Here is an 18,442-nt window from a genome sequence, read left to right as displayed (position 1 = left end):
TTTTCAGATATTCCGCCAAACCGATCAGGAAAGAAGGCATGTTTTACCCGGTAGGTCTCAAACTTGCCAACCTATCTGTATTTGTTATCTTGATCAACAATGAGGGAATAATTTTTAAGAGAGAAAGTATGAATCCAATTCTGTTGGTTATCGGCACTCGGCCGGAGGGAATCAAGATGATTCCTCTTTATTTTCAATTAAAAAAAGCTCTGATGCCGGTTATTCTTTGCGCCACAAATCAACACACCGATTTGCTTCAGGAAGTTTTTGATATTTTTCAGGTGAAGCCTGATGTTGAGCTTTCCATCATGAGGCCAGGTCAGGATCTTTTCCATATCACGACTGAAACTTTAGAAAAAATAAAGCCGGTATTTGAAAAATTCCAACCTTCGTGGGTCGTAGTTATGGGCGATACCACAACCGCGATGGCAGCATCACTTGCAGCTTTCTATTGCCAAATCCCAGTAGCGCATGTAGAAGCGGGATTACGCACTTCAACTATTTATGCGCCGTATCCTGAAGAGCTTAATAGGCGAATCATTAGTACGATTACCGGGCTCCATTTTGCACCAACTTCGTTGGCGGTGGGAAATTTACTTGCTGAGCGAGCTGATCGCCGCGCCGTTGTACACACAGGTAACACTGTGGTTGACGCACTGTTCATGCTTAAAGAAAAAATTATCAACGGTGCGATTGAAGTTGATCAACAATTAAAAATGGCCGTCGAACAAAAAGACATTAAATATCGGCAACTGGTTCTTGTCACTGCTCATCGCAGGGAATCATTTAACGGTGGCATTGCAAATATTTTGCGCGCTGTAAAAAATGCTGCTCTCGAAAATCCAGATATATTATTTTTCTATCCCTATCATCCCAATCCGAACGTATTGAAAGCAATTGAGCAAGAAGGGATAACGAACATACATAATATTTATTTATGCAAACCTCTTTCGTACAAAAATTTAGTTTATCTTTTACTAAACGTAGATTGGGTGGCAACCGATTCCGGAGGTATTTGCGAAGAGGCGGTAAGCTTGGGAAAAAAAGTTCTCATTTTACGAGAAGAGACAGAGCGAATGGAAGCGGTTTGGGCAGGGCTTGCTACGCTCATTGGCACTCAGTACGAAAATATTTTTGAAGCCATAAAAAAAATGATTTCCCAGGCACACAACTCATCGACCATGCAAACTATTTATGGCGATGGGCATGCAGCTGAAAAAATGGTTTCAGCCCTTGAGAACTTTGCTCCTCAGGGTGGGAAGAATCAATCGATGCATGTGCTTGCGCATACTCAGATTTAAAAGGAAGAGAATGAAAAAAATATGTGTTGTTGGGTTAGGTTATATTGGCCTGCCAACTTCTATCGTTGCGGCGCAAGCCGGATTTCAAGTGGTTGGATATGATATCGATGTGCAGCGAGTGGAGCGTATAAATAATTACGATCCGGTTATTGAAGAGCCAGAAATTTTTGAAAAATTGGGCGCGGCGCTTAAAAGTGGTTTGTTTCGCGCAACCGCAACTATAGAACAAGCCGATTGTTTTATTATAGCGGTGCCGACTCCATTTCATGAAGATAAAACGGCCGATGTAAATTATGTGTGGAGTGCGGGATCTAACATTGCGTCGGTACTCAAAAAAGGTGATACGGTAATTTTAGAATCTACCGTTCCGGTTGGTACAACCGATCGGTTAGCCCGTTTGCTGAGTCAACAATCGGGTTTGCAAGCTGGCGTAGATTTTTTTGTTTCGCATTGCCCTGAGCGTGTGTTACCAGGAAATATTTTTAGAGAATTGGTTTCGAATGCGCGCATTATTGGCGGCATTAATCCTGAATCGATCGAAACTTCAAAACAATTTTATAAAAAATTTGTAGTCGGGCCGCTTTATTTAACGAACGCTGCGACAGCTGAAATGGTAAAATTAGTGGAGAACAGTTCACGTGATGTGCAAATCGCTTTTGCAAATCAAGTTGCTGGAATGGCATATTCAATGAATCTTAATCCGTTTGAAGTAATCGAACTTGCAAATAAACATCCGCGCGTTTCTATTCTTAACCCATCGTGCGGCGTTGGCGGTCATTGCATAGCAGTTGATCCGTGGTTTTTAATTGAGACTTTTCCTGAGCATACAGCCCTTTTAAAAATGGCGCGCGAAGTTAATGATCAAAAACCGGAAGCGGTGGTTCATCAAGTTAAAAGAGAGGTTGTACGCTGGAAATTGATGCATCAGCGACCATGCAAGGTATTAATTCTCGGGCTTTCTTATAAACCAGACATTGATGATATGCGCGAATCGCCTGCAGTTCACATAGCTGAAGCACTTGCAAAAGAGCAATTAGAATTAATGATTTGTGAGCCACATATTTCTCCATCATCCGTTACGAAATTAATTAACGCTCAGGTGGTAACGCTTGCTCAAGGACTCGGGCAGGCAGACATTGTACTTTGTTTAGTAAAACATCGAATTTTTAAATCGATCGATAAAGAAACGCTCGCCTCTAAAATTGTGCTCGACACCTGCGGATTATTTTATGAGCCGCATAAAGAGCAAGGTCAGGAACAAATGTATTGGCCTGCAAGCAACGCTTTCTATCGCATGTACGGAAAGGACGGCCTATGAGACAGGTATTTCTAGAAAAAGGAATGATTACCATAAAAGAAGTATGCGAACCGGTTTTAGATGATCACCTGATTATGATCCAGGTGCATTATTCATGCATAAGCCCTGGTACTGAAAATGCAACGATAGCAAACGCATCGCCCCAAAATATGCTTCTTTCAAATATTCCCATGAAGGTTGCAAAAGTTCTGCAATCAATAGCAACCAACGGCGTGCAAGGAACGAAGGCGCTGATTCGCGAACGATTTGCGGGTAACCTACAGGCGCTCGGTTATTCATGCTCAGGAACCGTGATAGCGGTTGGAAAAAAAATAACGAAATTTCGTTCGGGCGATTACGTAGCATGCGCAGGAGCCGGCCTTGCAAACCATGCCGATATTGTCTGCGTTCCAGAAAATTTGGTCGTAAAAGTTTCCGATAAATCATTTCTTAAGCAAGCAAGTTACACAACACTTGGTGCGATCGCGTTGCAAGGCGTTCGCCGCGCGCAGCCACAACTTGGCGACGTTGTCGCCGTTATAGGGCTTGGCCTTTTAGGTCAATTAACGGTTCAATTGCTCAAAAATTCTGGATGCACGGTGATTGGTGTAGATTTAATGCCGGAACGATTGGATCTTGCAAAAAAGCTTGGTGCAGATTACGTATTTAATAGCACCGAACAGTCCCTGCAAACAGAACTGAATGCGCTTACGGCTCACCAAGGAGTCGATAGCACCATTATTGCAGCCGCAAGTAGCAGTAACGCGCTCGTGCAGCAAGCGATGGAGATAACGCGCAAGAAAGGGAAAGTAATTATTGTTGGAGACGTCGGGCTTGCGCTTGAGCGTGCGCCCCTTTACCAAAAAGAGATCGATTTTCTCATCTCTTGCTCGTACGGCCCCGGGAGATACGATGCGTCCTACGAAAAAGATGGTATCGATTATCCGTACGCCTATGTTCGTTGGACCGAAAACAGAAATATGCAGGCGTTCGTATCGCTCATTGAGCAGGGTAGTTTGCACATTGATCCACTTATTAGCGCATCGCTTCCTGTTGATGAAGCAGAAAAGGGATACGCTCTCTTGCGCGAGAAGAAAGCGCTTGGTGTTGTGATCGATTTCAACAATTCAGAGCAAGATTTTGCTGGCAATGTTGCTCATCAAAAAGCAGAAAATATAAAAGAAGAAACGAGAGAAATTAAATTTATTCCCGCGATAAAAGACAAGATTCGTGTTGGCGTTATTGGCGCAGGTGGTTTTGCAAAAATAAAATTGATGCCTCTTATTGCACGTATTAAAAATGTAAATATTAATGCGGTCGTTGATCCTAATACTGCAAACGGAATAACGACATCGAAAATTTATGATGCAAAATGTGGGCCATTCACTAAAGATTGTTCACTTTTTGAACAAGATGCGGTGGACGCAGTAGTGATTGCATCACCACACAAATATCATTGTGATCAAGCGCTTTCGGCGCTTGAGCGTGGTAAAGCGGTATTTTTAGAAAAACCCATGGTCACCGATTTTGATCAACTTGATCGTTTATATGATTTTCTGAAAAAAAATAGCGCAGCGCCATTTACTGTAGATTATAATCGCTCATTTGCGCCATTTATTCAGAAGATAAAACGAACTATCGCAAAACGTACTTCTCCACTACTTATTCATTATCGTATGAACGCCGGATTTATTCCTAAAGATCATTGGGTGCAAACCGAAGTTGGTGCAGGAAGAATTATTGGCGAAGCGTGCCATATTTTTGATCTCTTTTGTTATCTGACCGATTCACAGCCCGTTTCTGTTTCTGTCGAATCGATAAAACCATCAAATGACGATCTGTTTCCGACCGATAATTTTTCATCACAAATCAGTTTTGCAGATGGATCTGTTTGTACGCTTATGTATACGGCTCTTGGGCATAGCGGCCTTGGTAAAGAGCGCATGGAACTTTTCTATGATTCAAAATCTATTGTGATGGACGATTATAAAACGCTTGTTGGATACGGATTACCCCGTTCATTTAACGAAACGACTAATTCTCCCGATAAAGGGCATGAAGAGTTGATTAATCAATTCTTTGGTGCGCTTAAAGAGCCGGTTTTTAATGCGCCAATCTCTCTTGAGCGACTATATAACGTTGCACACATTACGCTTGTGATCGACCAGCTCGCGTGTGCGGGTGGCGGAACTAAAGAGCTCAGATGAATGGCGCAATTACTGCAAATAAAATAAACGCGGCATTTGGAATGAGTGCTGTTGTTTTTCTTTCGTGCATTCTTTGGTTTGCATCGCCGGAAAAAGATCAGCACTTTGATCTAGATTCGTATGGCTATGAACGAATTGCGATAAATTTTGCGCAAAATCATCAGTTAAAAGATCCTGATCATGCGGATATACCAGTGCAAGTGATTGGCTATCCGCTCTTCATGGGAGTTATTTACGCGATTTTTGGTGCACATTATCAACTCATAATTTTATTGCAGATTCTTTTAACGCTAGCTATTTGTTTTTTAATTTGGTCCGCAGCGGTGCAGCTTTTTTGCATGCTCGCGGGCCGGATTGCGTTTTTATTAAGTTGCATAAATATTGGATTTTTAGTTTTTGCGCAATTTATTTTAACAGAAACCATTGCTACTTTTTTGCTCATACTTTTTTTTGAACGATTAATAGTATTTCTCAAAAATGGATCGTATCGATCGTTGGTGATCTCAAGCAGTGCGTTCGGACTATGTTTGATTATAAAACCGACGCCATTATTTTTTATACCAATCTTTATGATTCTGCTAAAGCTCTTGCCAAATTATGCGCGCATAAATCGTTCATATTTCGGGATGATTAATTTTTATATTTGGATTCCGATGGCGCTTTTACTTGCGTATAATTATTATACGTACGGCGTAGCTCAAATTGCACCGACCATGCAAGAAAATATCTATTACTATTTTTTAGCAAAGCTTAAAAGTGCCGATCAACATATAACGATCGAACAAGCGTATCAGGAAATTGATGCAACGTTCGGCCATTATAAACGAACCAGTAATAAACGGTGGGCGGCAGCGCAGCAAGAGTTTTTTGGGTTTGTTAGAAAAAAACCATTTCTTATAATGCGGCTTTGGTGCGAGAGCATGCTCAAAACAGTTGGGGGACTATTCACTTCGCAACTGAAATTACTTCTCAATCAGCAGCTCAAAGGCACACCAACCTCATTATCTTCGGCTGACGGATCTGGGATAGAAAAGTTAAATAATTATATTAGGCGCGGTGCTCCTAATGGTATTGTTATTTTAATAGGGTGGGCCGAGTTTATTTTTAATCTTATTCGGTACGGTTTAATTATCGCCGGCCTTATGGTACTGGTAAGAAAAAGAGCATATTGGCTGGCGCTCTTTTTTCTGGCATTTTGCGGCTATTTCATTTTTGTGACCGGGCACGATGGATGTGCGCGCTATAGGCTCGTTATTGAGCCGATGCTGACTATTTTTGCATCATTTGGCATACTTGTTTTATATAAGCTTTTTAATAAAAGCGCATATGATCAGCAAGTACTTTCTAATTTATGGATAGCTCAATGACATTAAAAAATTCAATCGTCGTCGCGGTTCCCACGTATAATGAGCGTGAAAACGTTCAAAAACTCTATCAAGAAATCAAAAATCTTAACCTGCCAATAGATTTTTATTTTATTGATGATAATTCGCCCGATGGCACTGGTGACGTACTTGCCAAAATTGCTGCGCACGATAGCGCTGTTCGTGTTATGCATCGTTCACGCAAATTAGGATTGGGCACCGCACATATTGAAGCGTTTCGCTACGCGCGTCAACGAGATTATCAGTATCTGATTACCATGGACGCAGATTTTACGCACGATCCAAAATATATTCCGCTTCTTCTTTCAAAAAAGAACGATGCAGATATTATAATCGGTTCTCGTTATACTTCTGGCGGAAAGATGAGCGGCTGGGGCAAAATTCGCCTGCCGTTTACACTTTTTTGGCGCTGGCTCATAGCAAAAGGGCTTGGTATGCCTTTTGACTGTACGGGCGCATTTCGTCTTTACCGTGTCGCTGCTCTCGATCCGAACATTTTTGAAAATCTTGATTCGCGTGGTTTCTCTTTCTGCATGGAATCGATTTATTATTTTAAAAAAGCAGGGTTAAAAATTGATGAAGTTCCTATACACGCCCAAAGCCGCTTGCACGGAAAATCAAAATTATCGATTAATATTATGGCAGAAGCGGCTAAAAAATTTCTTTCTCTTTTTTATGATCGCCTCTTTAAGCGCTCCGTTTATGTGCAGCAAAGGTGAAATGATGACGATACCAATGTACGGAATTATTTTAGCGGGCGGCAAAGGGGAACGGTTGTGGCCCCTGAGCCGGGAACACCGCCCAAAACAATTACTGCCGTTCGGAAATAACGGAAGTTCACTTTTGGATGAAACTATTGACCGATTGGCGCCGCTCATTTCGCGTGAACGACTCATGATAGTAACGACAAAGCAGCAACTTGAAGTGGTGAGTGGAGTGGCACGCGAGAAAGTGGGCACGATTGTTGCCGAGCCTATTTCGCGAAACACTGGCCCTGCAATTTTACTGACTTGCTTACAAATCGCTGAAAAAGACCCTAATGCGGTATTAATTTTTGTGCCAGCAGATCATTATATTGCTGATCCCCATATGCTACGCGAGCATTTAGCTGATGCAGCAGCGTTTGCTGTGAAGCATCCGGGAATAACACTTCTTGGATTACATCCAACGCATCCAGCAACTGGTTACGGCTACATTGAATATACGCCTGGATCACGCGCTCATTCCACAATTTATCCTGTGCAACGTTTTCATGAAAAACCAAACAAAGATACGGCGCACGATTATCTGCGCAATCAGTATATGCTTTGGAATATTGGTATTTTTTGTGGAACAGCTCGATCATTCATTGATGCATTTAAAAAATATGCGCCGGCAGTTTATGCGTGCGTGCAAGCTGCATTTAATGGTGACGAAAAAGCATATGCAAAATGCCCTAACATCTCGATTGATCATGCGGTTCTGGAAAAAAGCAAAGATGTTTTTGTAGCTCCTGTGCAATTTGGCTGGTCTGATGTTGGCAATATGGAAACGTTTTTACTTCTGAGTTCAGCGACCGAAATGCAACGAATAGTTGCGGTCGATGCACAAAATAATTTGGTCTCAGGAACAAAAAAAATTATTGGACTCGTTGGCGTGGATGATTTGTGCGTTGTAGAAACTGATGATGCGATTGTTATTATTAAACGGTCTGAAGTTGAAAAAGTAAAAGAGTTGGTGCAAAAAGTGCGGCAGGAGTTTGGCGAAGATTACTTGTGATATTTTTATCCTTCGATACAAACGCGAAGCGCGTTCACTCGGGATGAGCGGAAATCTGTATCGACCTGTCATGCATAGCTCGGAGAGCGTAGAAGGAATCATAGCGGATTAAAAAAAAGAGAGAGATGGGATGAAAAAAGCACTTATAACTGGCATTACCGGCCAGGATGGAGCCTACTTATCTGAATTACTGCTTTCAAAAGGATATGAGGTTCATGGTATTAAACGTCGCTCATCATCATTTAATACAGGACGCATTGATCATCTTCATAAAGACCGACATGAATCGCACGATGCGCCATTTATTTTGCACTATGGTGATGTTACAGATACCTCAAATTTGGTTCGTCTTATCAAAGAAATTAAACCTGACGAAGTTTATAATTTAGCGGCGCAAAGCCATGTCGCGGTTTCATTTGAAACACCAGAGTATACGGCGCAATGCGACGCGCTCGGCACATTACGACTCTTGGAAGCAATTCGGCTTTCTGATCAAGCAGATTCTACTCGTTTTTATCAAGCGTCAACGAGCGAATTATATGGTAAAGTGCAGGAAACGCCGCAAAATGAGCGAACGCCATTTTATCCGCGCTCACCGTATGCTGCAGCAAAACTTTATGCGCATTGGATTACCGTTAATTACCGAGAAGCGTATAATATTTTTGCTTGCAATGGCATTTTATTTAATCATGAATCCCCAAGGCGTGGCGAAACGTTCGTTACGCGAAAAATAACGCGAGCGGTTGCGCGCATTGCGCACGGTTTACAAACCGCATTGTATTTAGGAAATCTCGATGCAAAAAGAGATTGGGGCTATGCTGCCGATTATGTGGAAGCGATGTGGCTCATGCTTCAGCAAGAAAAAGCGGACGATTTTGTGATCGCTACCGGAAAATCGCATTCTGTTCGCGAGTTTGTTGAAACTGCTTTTGCGCATATTGGGGTTACGATTATGTGGAACGGATCCGGCATTGACGAAAAAGGGTACGATGCTGCATTTGGCGTGTTGAGCGAACCACTTATTGCGATTGATCCGCGCTATTTTCGCCCAACGGAAGTGAATGAACTTTGCGGCGATGCCTCAAAAGCACTCAAGGTTTTGGGTTGGGAGCCGAAGGTTGATTTTTCTACGCTGGTAAAAATTATGATCCAACACGATCTGCAGCAGCTTGAAGAATCAATTGAGCAAAACATTTCTTTCTTTCCTGCCCATTTAGAAAAAAACAGAGAAGCCAGGGGAAGGAAAGTTGATGCATTTGAATGAAAAAATATATATAGCAGGCCATGAAGGGCTTGTTGGCTCGGCGTTAGTTCGTTTATTGAAAACCCGGGGTTTTCAGCATCTCATCATACGCAAAAAAGACGAACTTGATTTACGCAATCAAAAAGATGTAAACAATTTTTTTCTGGAAGAAAAACCTGATTTTGTTTTTCTGGCAGCGGCGCTTGTGGGCGGTATTAAAGCAAATAACGATTTTCCCGCTTCATTTCTTTACGATAATTTGATGATTCAAACTAACGTGATGCATGCAGCTCATGCATACGGTGTGAAAAAGCTTTTATTTTTGGGATCTTCATGCATTTATCCTCGATTGTGCGAGCAGCCAATAAAAGAAGAATATTTAATGACCGGTTCTCTTGAGGCGACAAATGAGGCGTACGCGATTGCAAAAATTTCTGGAATAAAGCTCGCGCAAGCATATCACAAACAATATGGCTCAAATTTTATTTGTGCCATGCCTACTAATTTATATGGCCCTGGAGACACTTTTGATAAAGAGCGTTCGCATGTTATTCCGGCGCTCCTTATGAAAATTCATGAAGCAAAAGAGAAGAATATACCTTCGATAGCACTATGGGGAACGGGAAACGCTTTGCGTGAATTTTTATATGCGGATGATTTAGCAGTAGCACTTTTTATTCTTATGGGGCGCTACAATGGATCTGAAATAATTAATGTTGGAAGTGGTCAAGAAATATCGATCGCGCGACTGGCCACTATGATTTGCGAAATTGTTAACTATCCAGGGGTAATTACTTTTGATAGTGGGCAGCCAGATGGTACACCACGCAAAATTCTTGATAGCTCGCGCATAAATCAACTGGGCTGGCAAGCAGAGACTAATTTAAGAGATGGGCTAGAGAAAGCTTATGCGTGGTATTTAAAGAAATTAAAAGGAGAACATAATGAAACGCATAATCTTGCTCGCGAGCCTTTTATGCAGCGCGAAACTCATTGCATTTGAATGGGTAGATTTTTTTTCCTCTATGCGCTGGCACGAATTTTCGCAGGTGCATTCTCGGCAGCACATAATTTCTGATCTATCCCACTGGTATTCACTTTTTAAAAAATCTGAGCAGCTTGAGCGGGATGGCATCGTTCGTATTCCTAAAATAATTCACCAAATTTGGCTTGGAGGTAAACTTCCAGATCAATATCACGAATGGTGCGCTTCATGGAGAAGAATGAATCCTGAATGGGAGTATAGGATGTGGGGCGATGATGACGTCGCATCCTTTGGAATGATCAATAAAGATATGTTTGATGCGACGAATAATTATGGCGAGAAGTCCGATATTTGGCGCTATGAAATTCTGGAAAGATTTGGGGGCCTTTATGCCGATATTGATGAAGAATGTTTGCGCCCATTTGATGAGATTCATGAGCTTTTTGATTTTTATGTTGGATTACAGCCGCTCGATACTGCTACCTTGCAATTAGGTATTGGTATCATTGGTGCGGCAAAAAACCATCCATTACTGAGAAAAACTATTGAATTGATGCATACCCGGCGTGGTATTATTCCGATTGTGCTCAAGACGGGTCCTTTATTTTTCACTGAGATATGCCGAAACTTTGCAGGAAGTTTTGGATGGCGTGATGTGGTGCTGCCAGCATCATATTTATATCCATGCGGCTATTATCAAAAAGGAGCGCCCCGCGAGCAGTGGATTTGCCCCGAATCGTACGCGGTTCATCATTGGGCAGGAAGCTGGTTGAAATAGTTACGATAAACTAATCTTGAAAAAGGGCTGAAGTATTAGCTAATTTTGCAAATAAATTCAAAGATTAAAGAGGGAGATTTTATGAAAAGAAGTGTGTTTTTTGGGCTTATTGCGCTATGTGTTTCGCTTGGTGCGATGGAGAAAAGAATAGTGAATGAGGATGTGGCAGCGGCGCTAGCTACTGGTGACAGAGTTAAGGCGAACAGCTTACTTCTTAATGAAAATAATATCGTGGACCCAAACTATAAAAATCAAAATGTTAACTGGACCCTGTTCGAAAAAGCTCTAAGCGAGAAATACTATGATACTGTATATTATTTTGTTGACAGATACGGAGATGCGCTGACGGGGGGCGACATAGAGGATGTAAAGAAGCTGCCCAACTTTGCGCAAGATAGACAGCTTAAAAAGGCCGTTGATAAATGGGAGAGGCGGCAATCTGAGAAAGAGAGCGTCTCGGGCGACCAAACTGATGAGCTTTTGCGACTAGTTCAATTATCTAAAGATGACGAAGCAAAAGCGATTTTGCAAGATCTCAAAACTAAAATTAATTTCGGGGATCGAGATTTATTACCATTGATCGCTTCTACGGGTGATCTTGATATGGTGAAGTTGTTCCTACAAAAAGGCAAAGGCCAAATACCGGTTGAAGTTATGGAACGGGCTCTAAGCTACTCAAAAAATAATAAGCCAATAGTTGATGCGCTTAATGTTGCACTAGGTAAACCTAGTAAAGAACCAGGAGAGCTCACCCTTCAAGAAGTTAAAGACAAAATGAGCGAGCTTCTGGACAAAAAAAATATTATAGGAGCGCTCAATTTATTTAAGAAGTTTAATGCCGATATTGCAAAGCGGCCAGAGTATGCACCCGTTTGGTCCGGTGCCGCGTTCGCTGCGGCTCAATTATCCGTTGATCAAATACTTGGAACAAAGGCTGAGCAAGAAGAGCTTATTGGGAAATTAATAGATGCGGCTGGCAAGAATTTTGAATATGGCCTTACTGATCAAATAAATGGTGGGAATATCCTTCATTGGATTGTCTCTACGGGTAATTTTGATTTGCTAAAATTAGTTATTCAAAAATTAACTAATTTATTGAGTCAATCTACCATTAAAACAATAGTAAATCTAAAGGCAAAAGCTGGCGACACTCCTCTTTTTTTAGCAGCACTAAGCTACATGAGAACAGGTATTCCTGTATACAAGGAGATATATGAATTACTTATACGCAATGGTGCAGACGATCAAATAGCTGCTCTTGACCCTGATACCAACGCAGTAAGAAAGCCGAGCGAATTAATGCAAGAAAAAGATCAAGGCAAAGGCCAGCAAGGGGATATCACCGACCAATTAGTTGCTGCTATAGATCGAAACGAAGTTGCTGCGGTCTCCGATGTTCTGACGTTAAAAAGCAAAGGCATCAATTTCAATCGGCTGGTGAATGGAAATAGAAATATTCTTCAATATGCGATAGCAAAAGGCAACTTGCTCATTGTTAAACTACTTGTTAGGGCGGGTGCGCCAGTAGACGATGCTGCTTTTGCTGCGGCACTTGAAGTGGAATTGAATCATCCAACCGTTTACCAATATATAAAAGAAGAAATTGAAAAGAAAAATACGCCTATCGTGATAATACCGCCGGTAGGCAAGGGGCTAGATGGCGCCCTTAATGCATTAAGCAGAAGTTTAAGAGCGCTGGCACGGGCACTATAAAAAGCTAACGAAGCACCGATATTTTCACAGCGCTCAGGGTTTCCTGGGCGCTCTTCTTTTTACTATATCTACTCAAAATATTGACCTAGTATACAAAAATCGGGGTATTATCTTTATTAGTTCTAATGTGCGGTTTATTTTTTTTATAAAGTATGGTTTGATGAAATTTGTAGTTTGAAAATGATTCTGCAAAAAGGGAGACAGTAGATGAATAAATATAACATGGTCGCATTGGCTTTGCTCACTATCAATAGCCTAATGGCCGGCGAAATGGAAATCGGAAATAATGTTTTGCGAGCTACATTCAAAGATATTTCTGAAAGGATTAGAGAGCAAGACTTTGCGAGCGTGAAAAGGATCTTGGATAATCTTCAAGAGACGAGTGGGATATCAAAAAAGGCCGATTTAGAAAAACGTGGCCTACAAAGTTTTCAATATTTGACCGAATCTTTGGCAGGGATGGTACGCAGATACAAAAATAATCAGGAGCGGGGTACTGGGGAGAGAATAATAAAAAAATTAATTGATCTTGGGGCGGATGTGCAATATGAAGATATCACGGTTGAGGGCAAAAAAACTGGTATCACTTTATTAGATAAAGCATTATTTTTCGAAGAGCCCAGAATATTTAATAATCTTCTCATGGGGGCTCGGGAATCGCTTTCACCGGCCGCCTTTAATGCTTTGATCAATAAAAAAAATATATACGATGGCAGAACAGTAATGCATTTTGCTGTTGCATGCCAGGATTCCAATGGAGCATTGTTGAGCCCTTCAGTTTGCGCTGAGTTTTATGCTGCGCTTGTAAAAGATGGAGCACGCCAAGATATACCTGATGCTAATGGTGAAACCGCTATCGCTTTAAGGGAACGAATAATAAGAGAACGGTCCGAAAAAACTGGAACAGGCAAGATGCATCACGCTTTAATGTCGTTAAAGGTAAATCTTGATGCATTGGCCGCCAGAATAAAATAAAAATCATTAAGGAATAATAATGAAAAGAACACTATTAGCCATTATATTTTTATGTTTTGTTAGAAATTCTTTTGCGGTAGACAAAAAAGATATAATCACCGCACTGGGGCAGATTAAAAACGCTATCACGCGCGGAGCATTTGATACAAACAAAATGGATATTATTCGAGGCGCGGTCGAATCACTTAGGAATTACGGAATTAATTCTGATGCCGATCTTGAAAAATATGTAATGCCTGCAGATTTTAATATTTTGCACGAAGCTTTGAAAATGATCGTATTGAAAGACTACGCAAATCAACGAGAATTCGATAATGCAAAATCAATAATGAGCTCCCTTGTGGCCTTGGGTAGTAAAATTGAACAAATAAATGCTAATAAGCAAACTCTGCTCCATCAGCTCGTACAGAAAGACGAACCAGTTGCTCTGGAGATGGTAATCGCAGTTGCTAAGATTGCTCAACGCGATCTTCCTAAGGAAGAATTTGATCGGTTTATCAATGCTATTGATTATCAAGGAAAAACGGCACTTGATTATGTGACTGAATGCAGAACTAATGCAAATAAAATAATGGATAAAGATTTGTGCAATGCAATGAGTAAAGAATTGAAAAAAATGGGTGCTCAATTGGGTTCTCACGTAGTCAGCGATGATATGGCAGGAGGGCTCCGTGGGCTGGTTGGTAAACTTACCGGATTGAGAACTGCCCTTCTTGGTAGATAGTTTTTTACGTAGTTTAAAAAATAAAAGCGCTCGGTAATCTTGCCGGGCGCTTTATTTTTTGGGTAGTTTTATTCTCAAAAAGAGGAATGCAAATGAGAAAAAAAATAATGCTCTATTTATTACTTTTGCCCCTTACGCTTCACGCAATGGTGCCTCATTATGGGGTTTTAGATATTCTGAAACGCATGGTTAAAAATATTGTGGCCGATTCAAATTACCAAGAAGCATTTCACGAATTGCAAAACCTTGGCGATGAAAAAGTGATTGGTGGAATCAGCAGTGAGCAATTATACCCGCTTATTGGCGGTCTCAGGGTTGATCTAAAACGCTTGAATTTGATGGCAGATGTGACTGAAGTGCCCGATCTAAAAAAAGTAATTTTGGAGATTTCAAAACAAAAACCTGAAAACCAGCTTGCACCACAATTATTTGAATTTTTTGTAAAAGCTAACGCTCCACTTGGTCGCGATGATTATGGTCGAGGGCCGGCTCATTATGCAGTTCTTAATGGCAATCCGGAAATTTTGGATGTTCTTCTCAATCTTTCTCCTGAAGTGCTCAGTTCTCTATCGCCAAAAATAACAAAAAAACAATTGATTGATGATATTGATGATCGATTTGAAACACCGTTGATGTATGCAGCAAAAGGAGTTATTAAGAAAAAAAATATAGGCACGAATGCACAGGAAGTTGATGCTGAAAAAAGCTTAGGTATTATTGAAAAGCTTATAATTGCAGGTGCAAGCAAAGAGATTAAAAATGCTGACGGAAAAACTGCATTTGATCTTGCTACTCAAGTAGTCGTAAATCAAAGCGATGTGCCTGAATGGAAAAGGGTACGCGAACTTCTTGAACAAGACTTGCAAACAGGAATCTCATTTCAAGAGTTCGCTAAGTTTGAAAAGGCTATTCAAGATCGAAATTGGATCGTTGCTCGTGATCTATACCAACGAATTCCTAATCTCCTGCCGAATGCCAGTTTGAACGCGCCGCAACATTTGCAAACATTCGTAAAGAATTTCATCGCCGCAATTCCCGCAATAATTATAGAGACTGCCGATCCAGAATTGGCCAACTATCAAGCGGCCCTGTACCTTTTTGAAAAAATTTTGACTCAGCACCAAAAAAATCAATTACTTTTCGTTCCTCTCGATCAACAAAATCCTGAAGGAAAAACATTATTGATGTTGGCGATCGAAAATGGAAAATTTGATATCGTGGATATTCTTTTACAAGCAGGTTCCCGCACCGATTTAGTCGATAAAAATGGTAGGACACCAGTTATTTTGGCGGCTTTGTTTGCAAATAAAAAAAATGATAAAAAAGTTCGTGCGCGTGCTTTAGATGTTCTTGAAAAAGTAGCACAACGCTCAAAGCAATTTTTAACTAGAGTTGATATTTACGACAAAGCTCCTTTTGATTATGCACTTGAAAACGATGATGTGGGTATTTTAGAATTGCTCGTCCAGAATGGGTTGAATATTACAGCCACCATGTTAAGCGAGGCAAATCTTAAGAAAAAAAAGAATGTAGCATTATATTTAACCATGCTATTAAATAAAAACGAATCAGTAAAAAAAGCACCCGACTTAAAAAATTCTCTAGATGAGCTAGCTGGCGGATTGAATCGGTTAGCGCAGGAATTATAGGAGCATATCTTAGTGGCAAAAGCGCTCTATCGTGAACGCTTTTGCCATCGACAATTTTTAGTTGCAAAACAGACTAGCTTCCGCTTGGTCGTAGGCGTTTCCAATTTTTTCAAGCTGGGTATGGTCGAGCTTTTTAAGCAACGATGGATTATAATAAACACTGCCATATAATTTTTCTAAAAAAGATCTGCCCGATTTTGGTTGAGCGTCTTCTCCTGCTTCTTTGGCCAAATTTAAAAGACCGCTTATGCTGTCTGCTACTGTTTGTTTTATTGCTTCTTGATTTTTATTAAAAAAATCCTGAGCGGGCTGCTTCCAGTCTAATTCAAGGTCACAGAGACCAAGCTCTTTTGTTTTTGGGTTGAACAAAAGATTTACGGTGATATCGAATATTGGCCCAACTTCAATGAGCTTTATCAAATCATCCACCGTTTTCTGGCTGATGGTTTCGAGTTCTTTTGTTTGGAGATAAAGCGGCTTGAAGCCCACCATTTCTTCTTGTACAAGGATTGTGTTATAATCGTGTGCAACCGGTGCTAGGCGATCGCGTATGATACCTAAATAGGTTTTTGGTATTTTAATGCCGGTAATTTTTTCTTTTTGAATGCATTCTTTTAGGCGCAAGATGACTGGGATTTGGGTTACCGTCTGGAATGTCAGAACTTCATCGCTTTGCTTGAGCGATGTATCACGCTTAAGTGTTGCCTCCAGATTCCATGCTCTGCGAAGTAAACCCGCGTATTTGAAATAGAATTTTTCTGTCGAAATCATAATTGGTAATGCAGCATTCAGTTCTGACTCGTTTAAGTAGCCAAAATTACGTATGTCAGACTGGAAGAGGGTAGTGTAGCGGCTATCGTTTTTTTTCGAAATATCAATTTTGCTATTTGGTGGTAACGTTTTATCCAGAAAATTTTTATTATCGTTCGTCCATTCATCAAAGAAGCTTTGAATGTTTTTTGGCATCGGATCGGCAAGTTCGAGAATACTTTCAGGATTGAGCTCTTTTCCGCAATACTGCTGATAGATGCTTGGGTCGAGCATTGATTCTTTATTTTGCCAATCCATTGCGTTTATTTTGGCAAACGAAAAAATAATAAGAACAGTGTAAAAAACTTTATGCATAATTTAGTTACTCGCTTTTGAGAGATTTATTTTTTAATGATACATCTTCGTCAAAAATTTCTTCGATCGCCGATCGCTTGAGCGCAATTCCGATATCTTGATTAAACTCCCTGCTGATTTCGCTGTACTTATCGAGCTCCGTGCAAAAGGTGTTATAAGTTTTTTTAAGATTTTCTGAGGGGTAGCGCTCGGAGCCTCTAAGCAACAAAGATAAAAATCCTAAAATACTTTGGCCAATCTTTTTCCTGATCATTGCATCATTTCTTTGAAAAAAGAAATACCCAGACTCTCCCCATGATTGCTCCAGGTCTACCATAATAAAATTTTTTGTAGAACGATTAAAAGCCAAATTGTGTTCTAAATCGAAGAGCGGACCTTTAACCATAAGAGTTAGCAGATTTTTTATAGCAGCTTCAGGAATGTGATGTAAATCGTCGAGATTATTCTTCAGAAGTGAAAAATATTTAACCTCTTTTTGAACGATAAAGCAATTCTCATCAGAAACACCTTCCTGTAAGGGTGGACGGCCTGGCACGTGCGCAAGGTATGTTGGCGGAAGTTCTACGTGCTCTATTTTTTCCTGTTGGAATATTTTTTGATAGTGAAGGTTGTAGGCGGCGCTACTGGGTGTTTGATAGGTTATCAATTTTTCAACCGGCACTTCTTTTTGGCAGCAGATTGCGGTCGCATTAAGCGTTTGCCATCTGCGTAACGGGCCTGCAAATTTAATAAACCAATTCTCGTTTTCAAATTGCACAGGAATAATCACATTTTCTGCAGATTTATTTTCAAATTTACAGTGAGCTAGAAGTTTAGAAAGCTCTTGGAGAGTTTGCTCAGATGGAGGATTTTTTAAATCAAATTCTTTATTAAGTCGAATTGCAATCTGTAGAAAACCCTTATTCTTTGTTGCCCATTCGAAGACACTTTTTTCAAGCGCTTCTGGCATTTTTTCAGAAAGATCATAGAGAGTCAAACCGTTAATCGGAGTTTCATGATAGGTAGAATAATTTTCAAGATTTTTTGCTATGTAATCGTCTAAGGAAGTTTTATTCCCTTCCATCGAGTTAAGCGAAAAAAACGATATGATCGAAAGCAGTAGGAATAGTTGACTGATCATTGTGATTCCATTAATAACAATAAATTTTGCCTATTAATAATAGCTGGATGGATCAAAAAAACTATTGTTTATTAAGGTTTTTTAAAAAAATAAGCGCTTAGAATTTTCCAAGCGCTTATTTAGGGGTCAAGTAGTTAGAGTTTATTATAGTGTTGGTAAAGCATTCTCTAATTGTTTAATAT

Annotated in this window: 15 protein-coding genes; 13 read left to right on the top strand and 2 right to left on the bottom strand. The window is 40.4% G+C overall.

The window, feature by feature from the left end; all coding sequences use genetic code 11:
* Positions 1-128 precede the first annotated feature (128 nt).
* From wecB to VHO47_05215, 13 genes are all read left to right on the top strand, one after another.
* Positions 129-1,301, top strand: coding sequence for a UDP-N-acetylglucosamine 2-epimerase (non-hydrolyzing) (gene wecB, locus VHO47_05275; GenBank protein HEX2978504.1), 1,173 nt, complete (start codon positions 129-131; stop codon positions 1,299-1,301).
* Between the two features lie 10 nt (positions 1,302-1,311).
* Complete coding sequence (locus VHO47_05270; protein HEX2978503.1) at positions 1,312-2,619, top strand: nucleotide sugar dehydrogenase; 1,308 nt, start codon at positions 1,312-1,314, stop codon at positions 2,617-2,619.
* Positions 2,616-4,805, top strand: coding sequence for a bi-domain-containing oxidoreductase (locus VHO47_05265; protein ID HEX2978502.1), 2,190 nt, complete (start codon positions 2,616-2,618; stop codon positions 4,803-4,805). Before VHO47_05270 ends, VHO47_05265 begins: the two co-directional genes overlap by 4 nt.
* The gene (locus tag VHO47_05260) at positions 4,802-6,172 is read left to right on the top strand and encodes a hypothetical protein (GenBank protein HEX2978501.1); all 1,371 of its coding nucleotides are present in this window, start codon (positions 4,802-4,804) and stop codon (positions 6,170-6,172) included. Before VHO47_05265 ends, VHO47_05260 begins: the two co-directional genes overlap by 4 nt.
* Positions 6,169-6,909, top strand: coding sequence for a polyprenol monophosphomannose synthase (locus VHO47_05255; protein HEX2978500.1), 741 nt, complete (start codon positions 6,169-6,171; stop codon positions 6,907-6,909). Before VHO47_05260 ends, VHO47_05255 begins: the two co-directional genes overlap by 4 nt.
* A 1-nt stretch (position 6,910) precedes the next feature.
* Positions 6,911-7,948, top strand: a complete 1,038-nt coding sequence (locus VHO47_05250; protein HEX2978499.1) for a mannose-1-phosphate guanylyltransferase — start codon at positions 6,911-6,913, stop codon at positions 7,946-7,948.
* Positions 7,949-8,078: 130 nt separating this feature from the next.
* Entirely contained in the window at positions 8,079-9,212 is a 1,134-nt protein-coding gene (gmd, locus tag VHO47_05245; GenBank protein HEX2978498.1) for a GDP-mannose 4,6-dehydratase, read from the top strand.
* On the top strand, positions 9,199-10,194 hold the full coding sequence (locus VHO47_05240; GenBank protein HEX2978497.1) for a GDP-L-fucose synthase: 996 nt from the start codon (positions 9,199-9,201) through the stop codon (positions 10,192-10,194). The genes gmd and VHO47_05240 overlap by 14 nt, the downstream gene beginning before the upstream one ends.
* Entirely contained in the window at positions 10,136-10,954 is an 819-nt protein-coding gene (locus VHO47_05235) for a glycosyltransferase (protein HEX2978496.1), read from the top strand. Before VHO47_05240 ends, VHO47_05235 begins: the two co-directional genes overlap by 59 nt.
* A gap of 81 nt (positions 10,955-11,035) precedes the next feature.
* Complete coding sequence (locus VHO47_05230) at positions 11,036-12,667, top strand: hypothetical protein (protein ID HEX2978495.1); 1,632 nt, start codon at positions 11,036-11,038, stop codon at positions 12,665-12,667.
* Between the two features lie 207 nt (positions 12,668-12,874).
* Positions 12,875-13,642, top strand: a complete 768-nt coding sequence (locus tag VHO47_05225; protein ID HEX2978494.1) for a hypothetical protein — start codon at positions 12,875-12,877, stop codon at positions 13,640-13,642.
* A gap of 19 nt (positions 13,643-13,661) precedes the next feature.
* Positions 13,662-14,366 carry a hypothetical protein gene (locus VHO47_05220; protein HEX2978493.1) on the top strand — a complete coding sequence of 235 codons (705 nt, stop codon included), beginning with the start codon at positions 13,662-13,664 and terminating at the stop codon, positions 14,364-14,366.
* A gap of 92 nt (positions 14,367-14,458) precedes the next feature.
* On the top strand, positions 14,459-16,015 hold the full coding sequence (locus tag VHO47_05215; GenBank protein HEX2978492.1) for an ankyrin repeat domain-containing protein: 1,557 nt from the start codon (positions 14,459-14,461) through the stop codon (positions 16,013-16,015).
* Between the two features lie 57 nt (positions 16,016-16,072).
* On the opposite strand, the gene VHO47_05210 is transcribed toward VHO47_05215, so the two are convergent.
* Together VHO47_05210 and VHO47_05205 are read right to left on the bottom strand one after the other, a co-directional pair.
* Complete coding sequence (locus VHO47_05210) at positions 16,073-17,140, bottom strand: hypothetical protein (protein HEX2978491.1); 1,068 nt, start codon at positions 17,138-17,140, stop codon at positions 16,073-16,075.
* 7 nt (positions 17,141-17,147) lie between these two features.
* Entirely contained in the window at positions 17,148-18,260 is a 1,113-nt protein-coding gene (locus tag VHO47_05205) for a hypothetical protein (protein ID HEX2978490.1), read from the bottom strand.
* Positions 18,261-18,442: the final 182 nt, after the last annotated feature.

This window comes from Candidatus Babeliales bacterium (assembly GCA_036260945.1).
Classification (GTDB): domain Bacteria; phylum Babelota; class Babeliae; order Babelales; family JACPOV01; genus JACPOV01.
Note: the sequence above shows the minus strand (reverse complement) of the source record. Positions and strands in the feature narration are given on the sequence as shown.